Here is a 17,902-nt window from a genome sequence, read left to right as displayed (position 1 = left end):
GATCCCACGGGCCTGCGCACGCGCCATCGTCGCAGCATGACCGACACCCCCCACCACAACGCCGCGGAGTCGCGGCGCACCCCCGAGCCTGCCGACGGTCCGCCCGGTACCACCCGCAGATCCGTCATAGCCACCCTGGGCGGCGCCACCCTCGGCGTGGCCGCACTGGGTATCGCCGCCACACAGGCGGCGGCCGCCGCAGCCCCCCACAGCGCGGACCGGTCCGCGCCGCGGCTCGCCGCCGCCTGCGTTCTCACGCCCGAGCAGACCGAGGGGCCCTACTACCTGGACCTGGAGACGGTCCGCAAGAACATCACCGAGGGCAGGGCCGGCGTTCCGCTCACCCTCCGTGTCACGGTGACGAACAGCACCACCTGCGCCCCGCTGCCCAACACGGCGGTCGACATCTGGCAGTGCGACGCGCTCGGGGTCTACTCCGGGTACGTCGCCGGCGGTTCCACCCCTGACACGACCTTTCTGCGCGGTGTGCAGCTGACCGACTCCACCGGCGTCGCGGAGTTCACCACCATCTACCCCGGCTGGTACGTCGGCCGGGCACTTCACATCCACGTCAAGACGCACGCGGGCGGAACCGTGTCCAACGGGACGTACCACGGAGGCCATGTGTCCCACACGGGCCAGCTCTACTTCCCCGAGACGTACAACACCAGGGTCGCCGCCCTCTCCCCCTACCGGAACAACACGGCCACCCGCACGCTCAACGCGAGGGACGGCATCTACCGCAACGGCGGGTCCTCGACGCTGCTGACCCTCACCCAGGCGGGCAGCGATCTGGGAAAGGGGGTGACCGGGACCGTCGTACTCGGGATCGACCCCGCAGCCACACCCTGACCCCCGTCCGGGAACGGCAGCCGGTCCCCCGCAGGGCTTCCGGCTGCCGCTCCCGGCAACGAGCGCACCTGGTTGAAGGCGATGGTTTCGTCCTGGGGACGGGCGGCCAGAAAACGGGGATGAGCCGGAGTCGAACGTGTGAGGTATGCGGTGCTGCGCTGATCACGAGACCGCACGGCGGTCGGCCGGCTCGGTACTGTTCCAACGCTTGCAGGCAACGGGCGCTCAGGCAGCGGCTGGCGGCACGAAAGGCCCGCCCGGCGCAGGGGGCCGCGTCCGCCGCGCCACCGGCCGCGTCCGCCCATGGCCTCCTGCTGCCGTCGGCGCTCGACTCCTTCGTCGGCCGGCAGCAGGAGCTGTCGCGTCTGCGCGCCCTGCTGAGGGGTACGCGCCTGCTCACGCTGACCGGCGCAGGCGGTGTGGGCAAGACACGGCTGGCGCTGGAGTTCGCCAGGCGATTACCGCCCCGCCATCGCCGAGTCGATCTCGTGGAACTCGACTCGCTGCGGGACGGCACCCGGCTGGCCCAGTCCGTGGCCGCCTCGCTGGGTGTGGGCGAACGAGCGGGACGGACCGGGGTCGACGCTCTGGTCCGTGCGATCGGTGACGCCTCTCGGCTGCTGATTCTGGACAACTGTGAGCATCTGGCCGAGCCGTGCGCCCTGCTGGTCGCGACCCTGCTGAGCCACTGCCCTCGGCTGCGGATCCTGGCCACCGGTCGGGAGGCTCTGCGGGTACCCGGAGAGACCGTGTTCCGGGTCGGCGAGCTGTCCCTGCCGCCGGCCGATGCCGGAGACGACGTCGCGGCCCTGCTGCGGGCGGATGCCGTGCGGCTGTTCGTCGCACGCGCCTCGGCCTGCTCGCCCGGGTTCTCGCTCCACCGCGGCAACGGCCCTGTGGTCGCCGAGATCTGCCGCCGGCTGGACGGCCTGACCCTCGCCGTCGAACTAGCCGCTCGCCACGCCGGCACCCTGGCGCCGGGTGACATCCTGGCAGGCCTGGACGACCAGCTGTCCCAGCTGGACCTCCTGACCGGTGGAAGCAGAACGGGCCCCCGGCGCCACACCGGGCTGGCCGCCGCCGTCGACTGGAGCCATCGGCTGCTGGATCCGGCGGAGCAGGCGGTGTTCCGGCGTCTTGCGGTCCTCGTCGGCGGCTTCGACGTGGCCGCGGCGCGCGCGGTGTGCGTCGGCGGCGGCATCGGGCCGGGGCGGGTCTTCCGCGTTCTGTGCGCCCTGGAGGCCAAGTCGCTGATCGTGCGGCTGCCGGGAGACACGGCGCCGACCCGTTTCCGGCAGTTGAGCGCCATCCGCGTCTACGCCATGGAACGCCTGCGCGCATCGGGCGAACTGCACGACACCCTGCGACGCGCCCTGGCCTGGCTGACCGAGGGGGCCGACCGGGGCCGCGGGGAGGTGTTCGCCGACCAGGCGAGCAGCCCGCTGGCGCCGGAACGGGACAATCTCGCCTCGGTGCTGGCCTGCGCCTTGGGCCACGACGCGGACACCCGGGCGCGGCTGACCCTGGAGCTGGCGCGTGTGCACTACCAGCAGGAGCAGCCGTCGGCCGCCCGCGCGCTGCTGACCGGGCTGCTGGACGGACCCGAGGGGCCGCCACCGGGCGGAGAGGCACCCGCGCTGGCCGCCAGGGTGGCCTGCCAGCAGGCCGAGCTGTACGAGGCACTGCGCCTGGGCGAGCAGGCTGTGGGAAGGGAGCGGCTGCGGCGCGAGCCGGCCGGGCTTGCCAACGCCCTGGATGCCCGGGCGGCGGCGCGGTTGTGCCGTGGTGAGTTCACCGAGGCCGTCGCGGATCTGCGCGAGTGCCTGGTCGTCCTCGCCTCGCTCGGCACGCCGCAGGACACCGCGTGGTGCACCCACCACCTGGCCTGGGCACTGCTCCAGGCGGGCGGGGCGCCGGAGGCCGACGCGCTCATGTCCCGGTGCCTGCCGGTGCTCAGGGAACGGGCGCCCTGGCCTCGAACCGCGGCCGCGCTGCACACCGCGGGGGCCGTACGGCTGGCCCTGGGGCGGCTGGACAGCGCGGAGGCGCTGTTCGCCGAAGTCCTGCGGATCACCCCCGGGGCGAGTTTCCACTCGCTGTATCCCGTCGAGGGCCTGGCCCTCGTGGCCGCCGAGAGCGGTGATCCGCAGCGGGCCCTGCGGCTGTACGAGGCCAGCGTGCGGGAGCGGCGCCGACTGGACACCGAGCCCGAGGCTCCCTGGCGACGCACGCTGGAGCAGGCCGCGGACCGGGCCAGGGCCCGGCTCTCGGCAGCCGCGCGGGACGCCGCCGTCGCCGGCGCACGTGCGCTGCGCGGGGACCGGCTCGTGGCGTACGCGCTGCGGACGAGGCACGGCGATCACACCCCGGGCACGGCAGATCCCCTCCAGAGCGGCGACGACGAGCGGTCCCGGCTGACCGCGCGGGAGTTCATGGTCGTCGAACTCGTCACAAAAGGGCTGACCAACCGACAGATAGCCGAACAACTCGGGCTTTCGGTACATACGGTCGCCACCCATCTGGACAAGGTCCGCGACAAGCTGGGCCTTCGCTCACGCACCCAGATCGCCCTGTGGGCGGCCGACGGGAAACGGAATCTTCGGTTCCGTGACATCCCTCACGCCACTTCGGAGATCTAGTCATGCCGATTAGTAGACACCGCTCTCTCGACATATGGGATTTGTCCGGCTTGCCGCAGACATCTGCCGCCTCAGGCGTGACGGCATTCCACCTGCTCGGCATTTTCGACCGTTCTCGTGAACTCACGGGGTTTCTGACGGGGCGACAGCAGTCGGCGCAAGTCCCTCATACCGGACCAGCACGCTCCCCCGTCCTTGGCAAGGGCCGTCCAGAACTACGAAGCAAGGTAGTACGAAGACACTTTGCACTCGCTATCAAGCCCTTCTAACAATGACGACCCACAGGAAGTCTCCGCAGTCCAGGAGCGGAGTCCCGCAGAGCCGGCCGCACACAGACGGCGCTCGGCGACTACCGGTGAGGTCACGCATGGCGAAGCATCGCAAGAAGCAGCATTACCGGCGGACGGTCATTGCCGCCGTCGTCTTGAGTGCCGTGGGCGTGCCTTCAGTCGCCATGGCCTGCGCCGACTGGCCGGACAACGGAGAGAACCAGGCCGCCGGCGGACGGACTCCTGCGGCCACGGGCCGGCAGCACCACGCCCATCACGGTCATCACTGGAAGAACCACCAAAAGCACCAGTGGAGGGGCGCCGCGAGCGGCAAGACCACTCCGGCGCCGGTGAAGACTCCGACCGCCGCACCGAGCGCGCCGAGCGCTCCGAAGACCACCGAACCGAAGCCCCAGCCGAAGCCGACCGCGACGCACGCCGCTCCCAGGGCAACCGCCTCCGCCTCCCCGACTCCGGCAGCGCCGAGCACCCCGAAGCCCGCCGCGACGCCGCCCGGGGTCGCCGCTCAGATCGTGGCGCTCGTCAACGCCGAGCGCAGCAAGGTCGGTTGCTCGGCCGTGACCCTGGATGCCACCCTGACGAAGGCGGCCCAGGCCCACAGCAAGGACATGGCAGCCCACCAGAACATGTCGCACACCGGGTCCGACGGATCCTCCCCCGGAGACCGCATCACGAGCGCGGGCTACCGCTGGAGCAGCTACGGCGAGAACGTCGCCTACGGCTACTCCACGGCCGAGAAGGTCATGGCGGGCTGGATGTCAAGCCCCGGCCACCGGGCGAACATCCTCAACTGCGGGTTCAAGGAGATAGGCGTCGGGCTCGCACAGCCGAACAGCTACTGGACCCAGGACTTCGGAACCGCCCGCTAGCCGGCGGCGGCGAGAGAACCTCCGGCCGGGGAGTCTCCGGCCGCCTCCTCACGCACCGCTCGGTCCGGTGCGGTGGTGGAGGCGGCCGGAGAACCTGCCATACGCGGCGCCCAGCACCGCGGCCTGGAACACGGCATCGACGAGGACTCCGACCCACAGGAGCGGCCCAGGCAGCGCCTGAAACGGCCAGGAGGCGGGCGCCGTGACCGCGAACGCCCACGCACGGGCGAGGCCGGCGTCCTGCCGCTCGACGAACAGCCCGTCGACCGCGACCCGAGCCAGAACGCCGGACACCACCGCCGGACACCTCGGCGCCGCCGGAGCGAGCAGGTGGCGGCGCACCGTCGCGGTGAAGGAACGCTGCGCGCGTTCAGGTCGAACCTGTTGAGACCGTCTCCGGGTTCCGGGGATTCCGCGGATCGGCTGCCCCGGCCTGAGCAGTCGTCCTCGCATTCGCGCGCGCAACTGCCCCAGTAGTTCAGCGGGCGGCGGTGTCCTCGGAGGGCGTACGGGCCTCGGCCGCGTCACCCTGCGTGGACCGGATGACCTTCGGGGCCGGCTGCTCGGGCGCACCGTCGGCGGGGGCGGCTGCCTGTGGGGCGCCGTCCTCCTTCATGGCCTTGGCCTCGCTCTTGAGTATGCGCATCGACTTGCCGAGCGCGCGAGCGGCGTCGGGCAGCTTCTTCGAGCCGAACAGCACGATGACGACGATCGCCACGACCAGCAGATGCCAGGGCTCCAGCCCGTTGCGAAGCATCCCGCCCACCCCTTCTCGACGCCGGACAGCGGTGCCCGCCGGGCGGGTCGCACCTGCCGACATGATTGCTACGTTGCGCAACTGTACAACGATCGTTACCGCACCGGGCCCCCGGCTCAGTCGTCGGAGTCGGGCCTGTTCCGCGCCGCCGCGTACGCCTGGGCCGGTGTCATGGGGACACCGTTCAGGGTGACTGTCTTGTAGGGGCTGACCTTGGCGCAGGTCTTGGCCTGGTCGGCGGTGGAGGCGTGGGCATTGGCAACCGCGGCCTTCCTGTCGGCGGGCGACGACGTACCGCCGGGGTAGGTGGTACCGCTCGGCCAGTCACTGCCGACCACCAGGGTCAGGCCCGTGCCGGTGCCCTGCTTCAGCCGCGAGGCGGACAGGCCCAGCGCCCTGGCGGCCGTCCGGGCCTCGGCCTTCCGGCCGGTGCCGTATGTGAGCGTGGTGGTGGTCGCGGGGCTCGGGGCGTTGGCCGTGGTCGTACCGGAGCTGAAGCCCTTGTCGGTGAGAGCGGTGGCGATGGCGAGCGCGCGGCCGGTGATCCCGGTGGCGTTCTCCACCGTCACGGCGATCCGGGATGCGGGCACGACCGAGGCGGTGGCCGTGGCCTTCGCCGTCGCGGAGGCAGCGGCGGACTTCTTGCCCGAGCCGGTGGTCAGCGACTGGTCGTTCGCGATGGTGGCGAAGAGCGTCTTGGCGCCTGCGCCCACCACCACGCGGTTGCTGTCGTCCGGGTCGGCGCCGGTCTGCATGGTGGTGAAGGTCATCCGCTTCGTGGGGACCTTGTTCACGTCGGCGGCGAGCGCGACGAGCTTCTTCACCGTGCCGAGTCCGTCGTCCACGGTCAGCGACTTGGTGGCGGCGTCCGCGAGGTCGTAGACCGCGCTGGGGTCGGTGAGCGTGCCCGCGCTCTTGAAAGTGCGGATCATCGCGCCGAGGAAGATGTGCTGGGAGATGGTGCGGCCGAGGTCGCTGCCGTCGCCGAAGCCGTGCCGGGAGCGCACGAACTGGAGGGCCGCGACGCCTTTGAGGGTGTGGGTGCCCTTGGACAGCTTCAGGTGCGAGTAGGTGTCGTACACGTCGTCGCTGACGCAGACCGGGACGCCGCCGACGGCGTCGGACATCTTGACCACGCCGGAGAAGTCGAGCTTGACGAAGTGGTCGATGGGGATGCCGGTCAGCCGGTGGACGGTGGCCACCTGACAGGCCGGTCCGTACTGCAGTGCGCTGTTGATCTGCCCGTAGTACCCGGACGTGGACTGGCCGGTCGCGCGGTCCTTGCAGGCCGGAACCCGGGTCATGGTGTCGCGCGGGATGCTCATGACGGTGGCGTTCGAGCGGTCGGCCGATATGTGGACCACCATCTGCACGTCGGCATTGCTGCCGGTCTGCACGCCGGTCTGCGAGCAGCCGCCGCCGAGCTTGCAGTCGGTCTTGCTGGTGCGGCCGTCCGAGCCCATCACCAGGATGTTGATCGGGGTGCGGCCGAAGGCGTCGGCCTGCTCCGTGCCGCCCTTGCCGTCGAGCGAGACGCTGTGGATGTTGCCGTTCAGGTGCTGGTAGAACCACCAGCCGACGCCGGCCGTGCCCAGTACCAGGAGCGCCATGCATATCCCGGCGATCTTCAGTACTTGCTTGCCGCGCCCCGCGGGACGGGCCCGGCGCCTGTTCCGCGCGCCGCCGTGGGACCGGGAGGCAACCCGGGACGCGGCCCGGCCGCTGGGAGCACGCGCTCCGTCCGGCTCGGCCGTGCGCTGTGCGGGCACCCGCGACATGGGGCTGCGGGTGGCCTGGCCACCCGGGCCGTCCAAGGGATCGCTCATCTCCCACTCCCATGAACGGTCGGGCTCGGCAGGCCGGGCCGCCGGGGTGTGCGGCCGGGCATGCGCGGCGGTGAACGGGCAGGCCGCGGGGTGCGGGCTCCGCCTGAGTTGCGTGGTTGCGCAATCTAACAAACCGATGGCCCGAACAGCGCAGATCCTGTGGGAATTCACAGGTGAGGGATCTCATGGGGCCGTCACGACGGGCTCCATGAGGGATCTCGCGAGGCCGTCGCGGCGGGCACCGTGCCGGTCATCGACCGGTACGGGGGAGCGAGCACGGCCCGCCCGCGGAGCGGCCAGGCCCCGGTGGGTCTCAGGCGCCGGTCCCGCGCAGCTGCCGTACGGGGATGCGGGCCTGCTGCGAGCGTCGTGCGGTCAGCTGTCCGACCATCACTCGCACGACGGTCACGACATCCGGGTCGTCGATGTAGTAGACCTGCCGCCGGCCCTCACGGCGGGAGCGCACGAGTCCGGCGAGTTTGAGCTTGGCCAGGTGCTGGCTGACCATGGGCAACGCGCCGCCCACCCGGTCGGCCAGGTGCGTGACGTCGCTCTCGCCCTGGGCCAGAGCCCACATGAGATGCAGCCGGGCAGAGGAGGCGAGCAGCCCGAAGGCGGCGGCCGCCGCCGTCAGCACCTCGGCCGACGGGTCTTCGAAGCCACCGCCGTCCAGCGCCACAGCCCTCTCCTGTCCCCGCCCGTTTCACCGCCCCCGCACGTACGCGCACACAGTGTAGGCGTCAGGCCGGCGGCCTCGGCGCCGGTCGACCCAGGTGACCAGGTGACCGACACCCGGGCGATCGAGACCCCATCTCCTCGTTTCGGTAGAATGATCTTGTCCTTATGGCGCCGCAATTGCGCCCAAGTAATTGGCAATTGCCAATTGAGTGTCAATGTGCAGGTTTGTCGTCAAGAGTGAAGGGACGCAGGTGGGACTGCTTCTGGCGGATCGCTACCACTTGGACGAACCGCTGGGGCGCGGTGCGATGGGCGAGGTGTGGCGGGCCACGGACCGCACCCTCGATCGTGCGGTGGCGGTGAAGCTCCTGCGGACGGACGAGGCGGCGGACATCGAGCGCTTCCGGCTGGAGGCCCAGACGGCGGGCCGCCTCAACCACCCCCATGTGGTGGGCGTGTACGACTTCGGCTCCCACCTCGGCCGGCTCTACCTGGTCATGGAGCTGATCGACGGCTGGACCCTGGCCCAGGAACGCTCGCTGCGCGGCACCCTGCCCCCGCACGAGGCGGCGGCCGTCGCCGCGCAGATGGCGGCGGGGCTGTCCGCGGCGCACGGCCAGGGCGTGGTCCACCGGGACATCAAGCCGGCCAACGTGATGCTGACGACCGGCCGCACCGTGAAGATCGCGGACTTCGGCATCGCCCGCTTCGCCGACGAAGCCGCCGGCACCCTCACGGCCACCGGGAAGATCGTCGGCACCGCCGACTACCTGGCTCCCGAGCGGGCTCTCGGGCGCCCGGCCCAGCCGGCCTCAGACGTTTATTCGCTCGGCTGCGTGCTGTACGAACTCCTCACCGGCCGACCGCCGTTCCGCGCCTCGACCAGCCTCGCGGTGGTGCAGCAGCACGTCGACGCCGCGCCCGTCCCGCCGGCCCATCTGCGGAGCGGGATACCGGGCCCGCTGGCCGACTACGTCCTCGGCCTGCTGGCCAAGGACCCCGCGCACCGCCCGACCGCCGAGCAGGCGGCCGCCTGGCTGTCGGGGAACAGCTACGAGGAGCAGTCTGCGGACGCACCTCCCCCGGCGGCCGCGCCGCCACCGCCGCCTCCCCGCCGCGCCAGCAGCACGCGCACCGCACGATCCCGCGCCCAGTCCCGTGCGAAAAGCCGCCGCGGCCGGGCCACCAAGGCGGTCCTGGGCGGTGCGGGAGTGCTGCTGTTCGCGGCCGCGGCGGCCGTCGGTGCCACCCTGAACTCCCCCGACGACACTCCGTCCGCCCCCGCCCCCGCCCCCGCGCCCACGACTCCCGCGCCCGCCGGCCCGGCAGGAGTCAGCAGGACGCCTCAGGCCGATCTGCCGTCGCCGCCCGCCTCGTCCTCCGCGCCTTCCGCACCGAAGGAGGACCACGGCGGCGGCGACGCGGGCAGACATCCTCGTGAACGACACGGGCAGGGCAGGGACAGAGAGCGGGGAGAGCACGGAGAGGACTGACTGTCCCGGCCGGCCGCACGCGCGCCGCGGATGAGTAGGTGAGGGATGTTCATTTTCGTCCCGGCCCCTCATCATGTGGCCACCACGACAGCTGACGATCCGCCAGGAGGTCCTGTGGTACGCCTGCATGCCCGCGCGCGTGTGCTCTTGTCCGTGATCGCTCTGCTGCTCTGCTCGGCTCCACCCGTTTCGGCAGCCGTGCGGGAACAGGACGCGGGAAGCGAGGTCACCCCGGTCATCCTCGTGCACGGCTACAACGCGGATCCCGGCGTCTGGGGCTCTCTCCGGGCCGATCTGCTCGCTTCCGGCTACAGCGAAGGGGACGTGTTCGCCTGGGGCTACGACACCAGTCAGTCCGTCAACGAAACCCTCTCCGGGCGCTTCGCCGCATACGTCGATCAGGTCCGGGCACAGACCGGTGCCCCGAAGGTCGACATCGTCGCCCATTCCTTCGGCAGTCTCGTCACACGCTGGTACGTCAAGTACGGCGACGGCACCGCGCGTGTGGACCACTGGGCTTCGCTGGGCGGCCCCAACCACGGGACCGGCATCGCCTGGGCCTGCGCGCTGTGGTCCCAGGCATGCAGGGACATGACGCCCGGGTCGTATGTGCAGACCCAGCTGGCCCAGGGCGACGAGACGCCCGGCGAGGTGCACTACGGCACGTGGTGGTCGAACTGCGACGAGATCGTCAACCCGGACAGCAGTGTGCTCCTGGACGGGGCCGACAATCACGCCGCGGGCTGTCTGGCCCACAACGACCTGCTCACCGACGACACCGTCTCCGAGCAGGTGCGCGCGTTCCTGCGCGGCTAGGGCCGCTCCGGCGGACCGGGCCGGCTCCGGGCAACGGTGCCTCATCGCCGCGACCAGGCGTCACTACAGGTTCACAGGATACGAGGCAGCCACTGCCCGCAACGCCCACGATTTCACCACCGGTGCGCAGGACGATCACGTCGGCAAGGCGCCTCCTTCGAGCGGTGCTTCCAGACGACCGGCCGATTCAGCGGAATCTTGACGGGAGGATCCCGCGCACCTGGTCCGGATCCTGCTCGGCGCGGGACGCCCCGGCTCCCGCCTCGTCCTGACGGTTCCGTTCGTTCGCACGGTCCACCTCGGCCATGTGCTCCTCGGCCCAGGCGCGGACCACGGCCAGCGCGGCCTCGAGCGACAGGCCGAGTTCGGTCAGCCGGTAGTGCACGCGCGGCGGCACCGACGGCTCCACCCGGCGCGTGACCAAGCCGTCCCGCGTCAGGTTCTGCAGGGTCACGGACAGCATCTTCTGCGAGACCCCCGGCATCCGGCGTTGCAGTTCGCCGAAGCGCACCTCCTGTGGGGAGGCCTCCGCAAGGACCTTGACAGCCATGGACATCCACTTGGTGCCGATCCTGTCGAGCAGTCTGCGCGTCGGGCACCGGGGGTCGAACAGATCGCCGCGTGCGCCGGCCGACGCGGCTGTGGCCTGGAGGGTCACCTGGGGCTCACCACCTGAGGGGAAAGTGCGGTCTTGGGCACTTCAGAATAGTTACCTACGGTTGTGTTGTCACCAATGGTTACCTATGGGAGCGCGCATGACCGCGACGAGCATCCCCCTGTCCACCGGACCCCGTCACCCCGGAGTCGAGTTGCGCCAGGTCACGGCCAACGGGGTGGAGTTCAATGTGGCGTCGGCCGGGCACGGCCCCACCGTCCTGCTGCTGCACGGCTTCCCGCACACCTGGCGGATCTGGAGCCATGTCATCGACGAACTGGCCGCAAACTACCGGGTGATCGCCCCGGATCTGCGTGGCTTCGGTGACAGCGGCCGGCCCGCGGAGGGGTACGACGCGGGAACACTGGCGGCCGACGCCGAAAGCCTGCTGACAGCGCTCGGCGTCACCTCCGCGGCTGTGGTGGGCATCGACGTCGGCACCCCGCCCGCATTCCTGATGGCCATGCGCAGGCCCGATCTCGTGCGGCGGCTGGTGGTCATGGAGTCGCTGCTGGGCCGCCTGTCCGGTGCTGAGGAATTCCTCGCGGACGGCCCGCCCTGGTGGTTCGGATTCCACGCCGAACCAGGCCTGGCGGAGTCCGTGCTCGTGGGCCATGAGGAGACGTACATCGGTTGGTTCCTGGACCGAGGGACTCCGGGGCGAGAAGTGCGAGAGGACCTCCGCGGCTCGATCATCCGGTCGTACGCCGGGAGCGGGGCACTGGCCAGCGCGTTCGGACCGTACCGGGCGCTGCGATCGAGCGCCCGGCAGATCCGGGCGGCCGTCGAGTCGGCCCGTCTGACCGTACCCGCGATGGCGATCGGCGCCCGTCCCGTGGGCCGCGCCCTTGAATACCAACTGCGGCCCTACGCCGACCATCTGGAAGGGCACATCCTGGAGGACTGCGGCCACATCATCCCTCTGGACCGGCCCGAAGCCCTGCTGGCCCTGCTTCACCCCTTCCTCGCCGGCACACCCTGATCGTGTTCGTCATGCGCGGCTCTGGTCGGGCCCGCCGGCGCGGCGGCGCCCACCAGGGAACGAGTGGAGGATGGCCCTGCGCGGCCAGCACGTCGGCCGTACGGCCCGGCTCACCCGGCCGGCCTCCAGCACCGTCACGGTGTCCGTGCCGTCGGCTACGAGCCTCAGGCCGTAGCCGATCAGGACGAGGGTGGTGCCGCGTCGTTCGCGCAGGCCGGTCGGCAGGTCCATGGCCGCCGCTCCGTGTGCGCGTCGAGCCGAGCATTGGGGCTGGTGAGCCAATTCGATGTCTGTGTGGCGACAGTGCCTGGCGATGCCGTTTGCAGCGCGCATAGGATCGCAGGCATGGCACTGCGACCTGTCATGGTGAACATGAAGGTTCTTGACAGCTCGGCGGTCGGCCGGTTCTGGGCGGAGGCGCTCGGCTGGGCTGCTTACAGCCCCGGCGTGACCACCTACGTCGGACCCGCCGGCGGCCTCGTCTGGCCGGACCCGGTCGCCGTCTGCGTCGACGTCGTTCCCGTCCCGGAACCCAAGACGACAACAAAAAATCGTGTGCACCTCGATCTCGCCACCACCTCTGCGGCCCATCAGGTGGAGTTGGTCGCGCGCCTCCGGGCTCTCGGAGCGACGCCCGCCCACGTGGGCCAGGGCGAGGTGCCGTGGACGGTCCTCGCCGACCCGGAGGGCAACGAGTTCTGCGTGCTGGAGCCTCGGGAGATCTACCGGGACACCGGGCCGATCGCCGCGGTGGTGGTCGACTGTGCGGATCCCCGGGCCATGGCCCGGTTCTGGGACGAGGCGTTGGGCTGGACCCTGCACGAGGTGGCCGACGATCATGCGGTGCTGCGCTCCGACAAGAATGTCGGCCCCTACCTCGAGTTCCTCCGTACGCCCGACGTGAAGACCGTGCCGGACCGCGTCCATCTCGACCTGGTGCCGGACCCCGGAGACGATCAGGAGGCGGAGGTGGCCCGGCTGCGGGCCCTCGGCGCCACCGACCTCGACGTCGGCCAGGGCGACGTCCCGTGGAAGTGCCTGGCCGACCCGGAGGGCCACGAGTTCTGCGTCCTCGCCCGGTCCTGACGGCCCAAGAAGGGCCGCATCACCGAGCAGGAGTCCTGCGACGACCGGCTCCACGCGGGGCGGCACCTTCGCCGGGCGTCCGGACCTGTCGCACGAACGCCGAGCGTCCATGGCCCGCGACGCGATCAGGTCAGATTCCGTCGCCGGTGGCCGGCCGGTAGAGCACCGGCAGGTCGGCGGGCCGTACCCGGACCGTCACCGGCAGCGTGGCCTCCACCTCGCCGTCGGCTCCGTAGGGGACGGGACGGGAGGCCTCGATGCGGATCTCCTTGCCGCGCAGGACGCGGACCTCGGGCCGGTGGATGTGGCCGCCTGTCTTCAGCTCGTTCATCAGGGCGAAGAACAGCCGGCGCGGCGCCTCGCGGATCATGACGATGTCGAGCAGCCCGTCGTCGACCCGGGCGCCGGGTGCGATGAGCCGGCCGGAGCCGTAATAGGGGGAGTTGGCGGCCACGACGGTGTAGCCGCGGTGGGTGTGCTCCTCGCCGTCGACGGTGACCCGGTAGTCCGCCGGCCGCCAGGTCGTCACGGCGCGCAGGCCGCCCGCGTAGTAGGAGGCGGCGCCGCGCAGCAGCCGGGCCTGGTTCGCATGCCGGTTGGCCAGCGCGTCGACTCCGGCATAGACGCTGCCCAGCACCACGGTGCGCCGGTGGACGGCCGACTCCACCTCGATGGTGTCGACCCTCCTGGGCTCGGCGTGGAGCAGGATGTCGGCGAGCGCGGCGGGCTCGCTCGGCAGGTCCAGTGCCCGGGCGAAGTCGTTGCCGCGCCCGGCGGGTACCAGGCCGAGGACGGCACCCGTGCCGCTGAGCGCTCCGCCGACGCCGCCGGCCATGCCGTCGCCGCCGACCGCCAGGACAACCCGGCCGCGTGCCCCGGCCTGCCGGGCGATGTCCTGGGCGTGCGCGAGGCTGTGGCTGTACTCCGTCTCCAGCTCGGCCCCGGCCTCGCGGAGCAGACGGGCCACGTGGAGCAGCGACGCCGCCCCGGTCGAGTCGCCCGCGGTCGGGTTGACGACGGCGGTGAACTGTCGCATCGGGTGTGCCTCCGGGCGATGACGGTAGGAACGGAACGGCCGGGCGGGTGGGTGGATCAGTCGGTGGGCAGCAGGACGCCAGGGTTGAGGAGTCCTTCGGGGTCCAGGCGGCGCTTGACGGCGCGCAGGGCCTCGACGCCCAGTGGTCCGACCTCCCTGACATACCAGTCTCGGTGGTCGGTGCCCACCCCGTGGTGGTGGGTGATGGTTCCCCCGGCGGCGATCACGGCGTCGTTCGCGGCATGCTTGGCGGGCGTCCAGTGCGCGACGGGCTCCTCGCCCTGGGCGCTGACGACGGTGAAGTACAGCGAGGCGCCGTTCTCGTACACGTGGGAGATGTGGCACATCACCAGGGGCGGGGTGCCGGCCTGGGTGAGGGTGTCGGTCAGGGCGGTGCGGACCGCGGCGTACAGATCGGGGATGCGGGACCAGAACGCGGCGGTCTCCAGCGTCTCGGCGAAGGCTCCCGCGTCGAGCAGGGAGTCGCGCAGATAGGGCGCGGAGTAGCGGCCGTGGGCCCAGCGTTCGCCCGGTTCGGCTCCGATCAGGGTTCCGCCCGCGGCCTTCAGGACGGCCGCCGCCTGTGCGCGGCGCTGAGCGGTGTCCTCGGCCGTGCCCTCGTAACCGGTGATCGCCATGCATCCGGCGTCGCTCTGCGCCAGGCCGGCGCCGATGGCGTCGGGCTGGGCGAGGCCGATGAGCGTCTCGGTCTCGTCGGACAGACGCAGCACCGTCGGACGCGGGCCGTCCTGGGCGAGCCGGCGCAGTGCCGCGGCTCCCTCCTCGAAGGAAGCGAACCGCCAGCCCTCGTAGACGCGCACCTCGGGCACCGGGCGGATCCGTACGAGGACGGAGGTGATGACGCCGAAGGCGCCCTCGGAGCCGAGGATGAGCTGGCGCAGGTCGGGTCCGGCGGCGGAGCGGGGGGCGCGGCCCGTCTCGATGGTCCCCTCGGGGGTGGCGAGGGTGAGGCCGAGCACCATCTCGTCGAAGCGGCCGTATCCGGCGGAGGCCTGTCCGCTGGAGCGTGCGGCGGCGAAGCCACCGATGGTGGCCCACTCGAAGGACTGCGGGAAGTGGCCGAGGGTGAAGCCGTGCTCGGCGAGCAGGGCTTCGGCCTCGGGGGCGCGCAGGCCGGGCTGGAGCACGGCGGTGCGGGAGACCGGGTCCAGGTCGAGCAGACCGTTCATGCGGCGCAGGTCCAGGGCGACGAAGGCGCCCCGCTCGGGGGCGAGTCCGCCCACCACGGAGGTGCCGCCGCCGAAGGGCACGACGGCCAGACCGTGCGCGGCACAGGCCCGCAGTACGGCGAGGACTTCGTCGTGGGAGGCAGGCAGGACCACGGCCTGCGGGACGTCGGAGAGGTCACCGGCGCGCAGGCGCAGCAGGTCGGGGGTGGACTTGCCACGGGTGTGCCGGATGCGGCTCTCCGCGTCCGTACGGACGTGGCTCTCGCCGCCGACGGCCTCGGCCAGTGCCTTCAGCGCCGCCTGGTCGGCCGTGGTCGCGGGCGGGTCGATGTCCTCCAGGGCCAGCGCAGGCGTGGTGTGCGGTTTGACGCCGAGCAGTTCGCGCAGCAGTCCGGTCACCGCTTCGGGCAGCGGCGCCGCCTTGGCCGGGTCGCCCCAGCCGTTCCACAGCATGTCCATCGAAGGGTCGTCCTCACAGGTCGGTGTGCTCGGTTCGCGCGGCGGCGTCTCCGCCCGGCCCCCGGGGCGTTACACTGTGACACATGACGCCTATTCGTCACAACGGTTCGGACAATGATCATGTGCTCGACGCGGTGCGCGACTGTGTGCTGGCCGTCGGGGTCCGTCGCACCACGCTCGCCGACGTGGCCCGTCGCGCCGGTGTCTCCCGGATGACGCTGTACCGGCGCTGGCCCGACCTGCGGACGCTGGTGGGCGATCTGATGACCCGTGAGTGGATCGACGTGGCCACCCGTGCGATACCGGAGGCCGCGCCCGGCACGGACACCCGCACCCGGATCGTGACGGGTCTGGTGGCGGGGGTGGAGGCCTTCCGCGCCCACCCCCTCTTCCGCAAGATCGTCGACGTCGACCCCGAACTGCTGCTCCCCTACGTGCTCGACCGGCGCGGTGCGAGCCAGGAGGCGCTGCTGGCCCTGCTGACCGACGCGCTGCAGGAAGGCCACGCGGACGGCTCGGTGCGCATGGCGCACACCGAGCGGCAGGCCCGGGGCCTGCTGCTGATCGTGCAGTCCTTCGCCCTGTCCCTGCGCACGATGACCGACGAGGACGATCCCGACCTCGACTCCGCCGCCCTGCTGGGCGAGCTGCGCACCCTTCTGGAGAGGACCCTGACGCCATGAGCCACACCGAGGCCGTACGAGGCTCGTCCCTCCACGCGGGCCGCCGCACCCGGGAACTGGCCGAGGCGACGGACGGCCGGGTGGCCGACGTCCTGGTCGTCGGGCTCGGCGCCACGGGGGCCGGAGCCGCCCTGGACGCCGCCGCCCGCGGGCTGGACGTCGTCGCGGTCGACGCCCAGGACCTGGCCTTCGGTACCTCCCGCTGGAGTTCCAAGCTCATCCACGGCGGGCTGCGCTATCTGGCCTCCGCGCAGTTCGACGTCGCCCACGAGAGCGCGGTCGAACGCGGGGTCCTCATGACCCGCACCGCCCCGCACCTGGTGGCCGCCCAGCCGTTCGTGCTCCCGCTGACCCCGCTGGTGTCACGGGCGCAGGCCTCGCTGGCCTGGGCCGGGTTCCGGGCCGGCGACATGCTGCGGCTGGCCGCCCGGACCCCGCGGCAGGTCCTGCCCGCCCCGCGCCGGCTGTCCGCGACGGAGGCCCGGCACCTGGCGCCGTCGGTGCGGACGGCCGGGCTGCGCGGCGGGCTGCTGTCCTGGGACGGCCGGGTCACCGACGACGCCCGCCTGGTGACCGCGCTGGCGCGGACCGCCGCGGCGCACGGCGCCCGGGTGCTGACGCGGGTCCGGGTGCTGGAGACGACCGGGACCGGCGTCCGCGTCCGCGACGAACTCACCGGCGAGGAGGGCGAGATCCGCGCCCGCGCCGTGATCAATGCCGCCGGGGTGTGGGCCGGCGACCTCGTCGAAGGCATCCGGATCCGGCCCTCCCGCGGCACCCACCTGGTCCTGCGTTCGGAGCGCCTCGGCGCGCTGCCGGCCGGACTGCACATACCGATCCCCGGCGAGACCAACCGTTTTGTGCTGGTGCTGCCCCAAGGGGACGGCCGGGTCTACGTCGGGCTCACCGACGAGCCGGTCGGCGGCGCGATCCCCGATGTACCGGAAGTACCCGAGACCGACATCGGTTTCCTGCTGGACGTGCTCGGATCCGTACTGGATGCGCCGGTCCGCCGGGACGAGGTCGTGGGCGCCTTCGCCGGGCTTCGCCCCTTGCTGGACACCGGCGGGCACGAGGGCCAGGACAACGCACCGGCCCGTACCTCCGACATCTCGCGGCGGCACGCCGTACTGACCTCGCCCGCCGGCGTGACCACCATCGTCGGCGGCAAGCTCACCACCTACCGGCGGATGGCGCAGGACGCCGTGGACGCCGCCGTCGAGGCCCGTGGCCTGCCCTCGCGCCCCTCCCCCACCGCTGCCCTGCCCCTGGTCGGCGCCGCCGCACCCGACCGGCTGCGTGACCTGCCCGCACCGCTGCGGCTGGTCCGCCGCTACGGCACCGAGGCCCCGGCCGTCCACGCTCTGGCGGAGCGGGATCCGGCCCTGGCCGAACCGGTCCTGCCGGGACACCCGGTCACCCGGGCCGAACTCGTCTGGGCCGCCCGGCACGAGGGGGCCCTCGACGCGGCAGACCTCCTGGACCGGCGCACCCGGATCGGTCTCGTCCCCGAGGACCGCGCCGAGGCACTCGAGACAGCCGGGGAGGCCCTGGCGCGCGCGACGGCCGAGCGGCTCTGACCCGGGGGCGG

17 protein-coding genes are annotated in these 17,902 nt (G+C 72.0%); 9 read left to right on the top strand and 8 right to left on the bottom strand.

The window, feature by feature from the left end; genetic code table 11:
- Window positions 1-36: 36 nt before the first annotated feature.
- The 3 genes from ACIRU3_RS19320 to ACIRU3_RS19310 all read left to right on the top strand — a co-directional run bounded on the left by ACIRU3_RS19320 (window position 37) and on the right by ACIRU3_RS19310 (window position 4,650).
- The gene (locus ACIRU3_RS19320) at window positions 37-852 is read left to right on the top strand and encodes an intradiol ring-cleavage dioxygenase (protein WP_404057654.1); all 816 of its coding nucleotides are present in this window, start codon (window positions 37-39) and stop codon (window positions 850-852) included.
- A gap of 119 nt (window positions 853-971) precedes the next feature.
- Entirely contained in the window at window positions 972-3,491 is a 2,520-nt protein-coding gene (locus tag ACIRU3_RS19315) for an ATP-binding protein (protein ID WP_404057652.1), read from the top strand.
- A gap of 367 nt (window positions 3,492-3,858) precedes the next feature.
- The gene (locus tag ACIRU3_RS19310) at window positions 3,859-4,650 is read left to right on the top strand and encodes a CAP domain-containing protein (protein WP_404057650.1); all 792 of its coding nucleotides are present in this window, start codon (window positions 3,859-3,861) and stop codon (window positions 4,648-4,650) included.
- 48 nt (window positions 4,651-4,698) lie between these two features.
- Here the strand turns inward: ACIRU3_RS19310 and ACIRU3_RS19305 are convergent, their stop codons facing one another.
- The 4 genes from ACIRU3_RS19305 to ACIRU3_RS19290 all read right to left on the bottom strand — a co-directional run bounded on the left by ACIRU3_RS19305 (window position 4,699) and on the right by ACIRU3_RS19290 (window position 7,912).
- Entirely contained in the window at window positions 4,699-5,103 is a 405-nt protein-coding gene (locus ACIRU3_RS19305; protein WP_404057648.1) for an SCO4225 family membrane protein, read from the bottom strand.
- Between the two features lie 25 nt (window positions 5,104-5,128).
- Window positions 5,129-5,407: a Sec-independent protein translocase subunit TatA gene (gene tatA / locus ACIRU3_RS19300; protein ID WP_404057647.1), complete on the bottom strand. Its 279-nt coding sequence runs from the start codon at window positions 5,405-5,407 to the stop codon at window positions 5,129-5,131.
- Between the two features lie 116 nt (window positions 5,408-5,523).
- Window positions 5,524-7,233, bottom strand: coding sequence for an LCP family protein (locus tag ACIRU3_RS19295; protein ID WP_404057645.1), 1,710 nt, complete (start codon window positions 7,231-7,233; stop codon window positions 5,524-5,526).
- 313 nt (window positions 7,234-7,546) lie between these two features.
- Complete coding sequence (locus ACIRU3_RS19290; protein WP_404057643.1) at window positions 7,547-7,912, bottom strand: ArsR/SmtB family transcription factor; 366 nt, start codon at window positions 7,910-7,912, stop codon at window positions 7,547-7,549.
- Window positions 7,913-8,162: 250 nt separating this feature from the next.
- Here ACIRU3_RS19290 and ACIRU3_RS19285 point away from each other — a divergent pair, with 250 nt between their 5' ends.
- Both ACIRU3_RS19285 and ACIRU3_RS19280 read left to right on the top strand, forming a co-directional pair.
- On the top strand, window positions 8,163-9,404 hold the full coding sequence (locus tag ACIRU3_RS19285; protein WP_404057641.1) for a serine/threonine-protein kinase: 1,242 nt from the start codon (window positions 8,163-8,165) through the stop codon (window positions 9,402-9,404).
- Between the two features lie 153 nt (window positions 9,405-9,557).
- Complete coding sequence (locus tag ACIRU3_RS19280; protein WP_404057639.1) at window positions 9,558-10,220, top strand: esterase/lipase family protein; 663 nt, start codon at window positions 9,558-9,560, stop codon at window positions 10,218-10,220.
- 187 nt (window positions 10,221-10,407) lie between these two features.
- On the opposite strand, the gene ACIRU3_RS19275 is transcribed toward ACIRU3_RS19280, so the two are convergent.
- The gene (locus ACIRU3_RS19275) at window positions 10,408-10,878 is read right to left on the bottom strand and encodes a winged helix-turn-helix transcriptional regulator (RefSeq protein WP_404057637.1); all 471 of its coding nucleotides are present in this window, start codon (window positions 10,876-10,878) and stop codon (window positions 10,408-10,410) included.
- 97 nt (window positions 10,879-10,975) lie between these two features.
- Here ACIRU3_RS19275 and ACIRU3_RS19270 point away from each other — a divergent pair, with 97 nt between their 5' ends.
- Window positions 10,976-11,857: an alpha/beta fold hydrolase gene (locus ACIRU3_RS19270; protein ID WP_404057635.1), complete on the top strand. Its 882-nt coding sequence runs from the start codon at window positions 10,976-10,978 to the stop codon at window positions 11,855-11,857.
- Between the two features lie 9 nt (window positions 11,858-11,866).
- On the opposite strand, the gene ACIRU3_RS19265 is transcribed toward ACIRU3_RS19270, so the two are convergent.
- Complete coding sequence (locus tag ACIRU3_RS19265) at window positions 11,867-12,088, bottom strand: hypothetical protein (RefSeq protein WP_404057633.1); 222 nt, start codon at window positions 12,086-12,088, stop codon at window positions 11,867-11,869.
- 114 nt (window positions 12,089-12,202) lie between these two features.
- Between ACIRU3_RS19265 and ACIRU3_RS19260 the strand changes: the two genes are divergently transcribed.
- Window positions 12,203-12,943: a VOC family protein gene (locus ACIRU3_RS19260; RefSeq protein WP_404057631.1), complete on the top strand. Its 741-nt coding sequence runs from the start codon at window positions 12,203-12,205 to the stop codon at window positions 12,941-12,943.
- A gap of 130 nt (window positions 12,944-13,073) precedes the next feature.
- Here ACIRU3_RS19260 and ACIRU3_RS19255 read toward each other — a convergent pair whose 3' ends face one another.
- Together ACIRU3_RS19255 and ACIRU3_RS19250 are read right to left on the bottom strand one after the other, a co-directional pair.
- Window positions 13,074-13,979 carry a YegS/Rv2252/BmrU family lipid kinase gene (locus tag ACIRU3_RS19255; protein WP_404057629.1) on the bottom strand — a complete coding sequence of 302 codons (906 nt, stop codon included), beginning with the start codon at window positions 13,977-13,979 and terminating at the stop codon, window positions 13,074-13,076.
- Window positions 13,980-14,035: 56 nt separating this feature from the next.
- Window positions 14,036-15,628, bottom strand: a complete 1,593-nt coding sequence (locus ACIRU3_RS19250; RefSeq protein WP_404057627.1) for an FAD-binding oxidoreductase — start codon at window positions 15,626-15,628, stop codon at window positions 14,036-14,038.
- 83 nt (window positions 15,629-15,711) lie between these two features.
- On the opposite strand from ACIRU3_RS19250, the gene ACIRU3_RS19245 reads away from it, so the two are divergent.
- A complete protein-coding gene (locus tag ACIRU3_RS19245) occupies window positions 15,712-16,311 on the top strand; it encodes a TetR/AcrR family transcriptional regulator (RefSeq protein WP_404057625.1) in 600 nt (199 codons plus the stop codon).
- On the top strand, window positions 16,308-17,891 hold the full coding sequence (locus tag ACIRU3_RS19240) for a glycerol-3-phosphate dehydrogenase/oxidase (protein ID WP_404057623.1): 1,584 nt from the start codon (window positions 16,308-16,310) through the stop codon (window positions 17,889-17,891). Before ACIRU3_RS19245 ends, ACIRU3_RS19240 begins: the two co-directional genes overlap by 4 nt.
- Window positions 17,892-17,902 lie beyond the last annotated feature (11 nt).

The sequence above is a fragment of the Streptomyces sp. NPDC101151 genome, from assembly GCF_044768335.1.
Classification (GTDB): domain Bacteria; phylum Actinomycetota; class Actinomycetes; order Streptomycetales; family Streptomycetaceae; genus Streptomyces.
The sequence above is the reverse complement of the archived record's forward strand: the minus strand, read 5'-3'. Positions and strand labels throughout refer to the sequence as shown.

Coding starts and splice junctions, on each gene's coding strand:
- ACIRU3_RS19320 (WP_404057654.1), top strand. CDS start 37: ATGACCGACACCCCCCACCACAACGCCGCGGAGTCGCGGCGCACCCCC.
- ACIRU3_RS19315 (WP_404057652.1), top strand. CDS start 972: ATGAGCCGGAGTCGAACGTGTGAGGTATGCGGTGCTGCGCTGATCACG.
- ACIRU3_RS19310 (WP_404057650.1), top strand. CDS start 3,859: ATGGCGAAGCATCGCAAGAAGCAGCATTACCGGCGGACGGTCATTGCC.
- ACIRU3_RS19305 (WP_404057648.1), bottom strand. CDS start 5,103: ATGCGAGGACGACTGCTCAGGCCGGGGCAGCCGATCCGCGGAATCCCC.
- tatA (WP_404057647.1), bottom strand. CDS start 5,407: ATGCTTCGCAACGGGCTGGAGCCCTGGCATCTGCTGGTCGTGGCGATC.
- ACIRU3_RS19295 (WP_404057645.1), bottom strand. CDS start 7,233: ATGAGCGATCCCTTGGACGGCCCGGGTGGCCAGGCCACCCGCAGCCCC.
- ACIRU3_RS19270 (WP_404057635.1), top strand. CDS start 10,976: ATGACCGCGACGAGCATCCCCCTGTCCACCGGACCCCGTCACCCCGGA.
- ACIRU3_RS19265 (WP_404057633.1), bottom strand. CDS start 12,088: ATGGACCTGCCGACCGGCCTGCGCGAACGACGCGGCACCACCCTCGTC.
- ACIRU3_RS19260 (WP_404057631.1), top strand. CDS start 12,203: ATGGCACTGCGACCTGTCATGGTGAACATGAAGGTTCTTGACAGCTCG.
- ACIRU3_RS19255 (WP_404057629.1), bottom strand. CDS start 13,979: ATGCGACAGTTCACCGCCGTCGTCAACCCGACCGCGGGCGACTCGACC.
- ACIRU3_RS19250 (WP_404057627.1), bottom strand. CDS start 15,628: ATGGACATGCTGTGGAACGGCTGGGGCGACCCGGCCAAGGCGGCGCCG.
- ACIRU3_RS19245 (WP_404057625.1), top strand. CDS start 15,712: ATGACGCCTATTCGTCACAACGGTTCGGACAATGATCATGTGCTCGAC.
- ACIRU3_RS19240 (WP_404057623.1), top strand. CDS start 16,308: ATGAGCCACACCGAGGCCGTACGAGGCTCGTCCCTCCACGCGGGCCGC.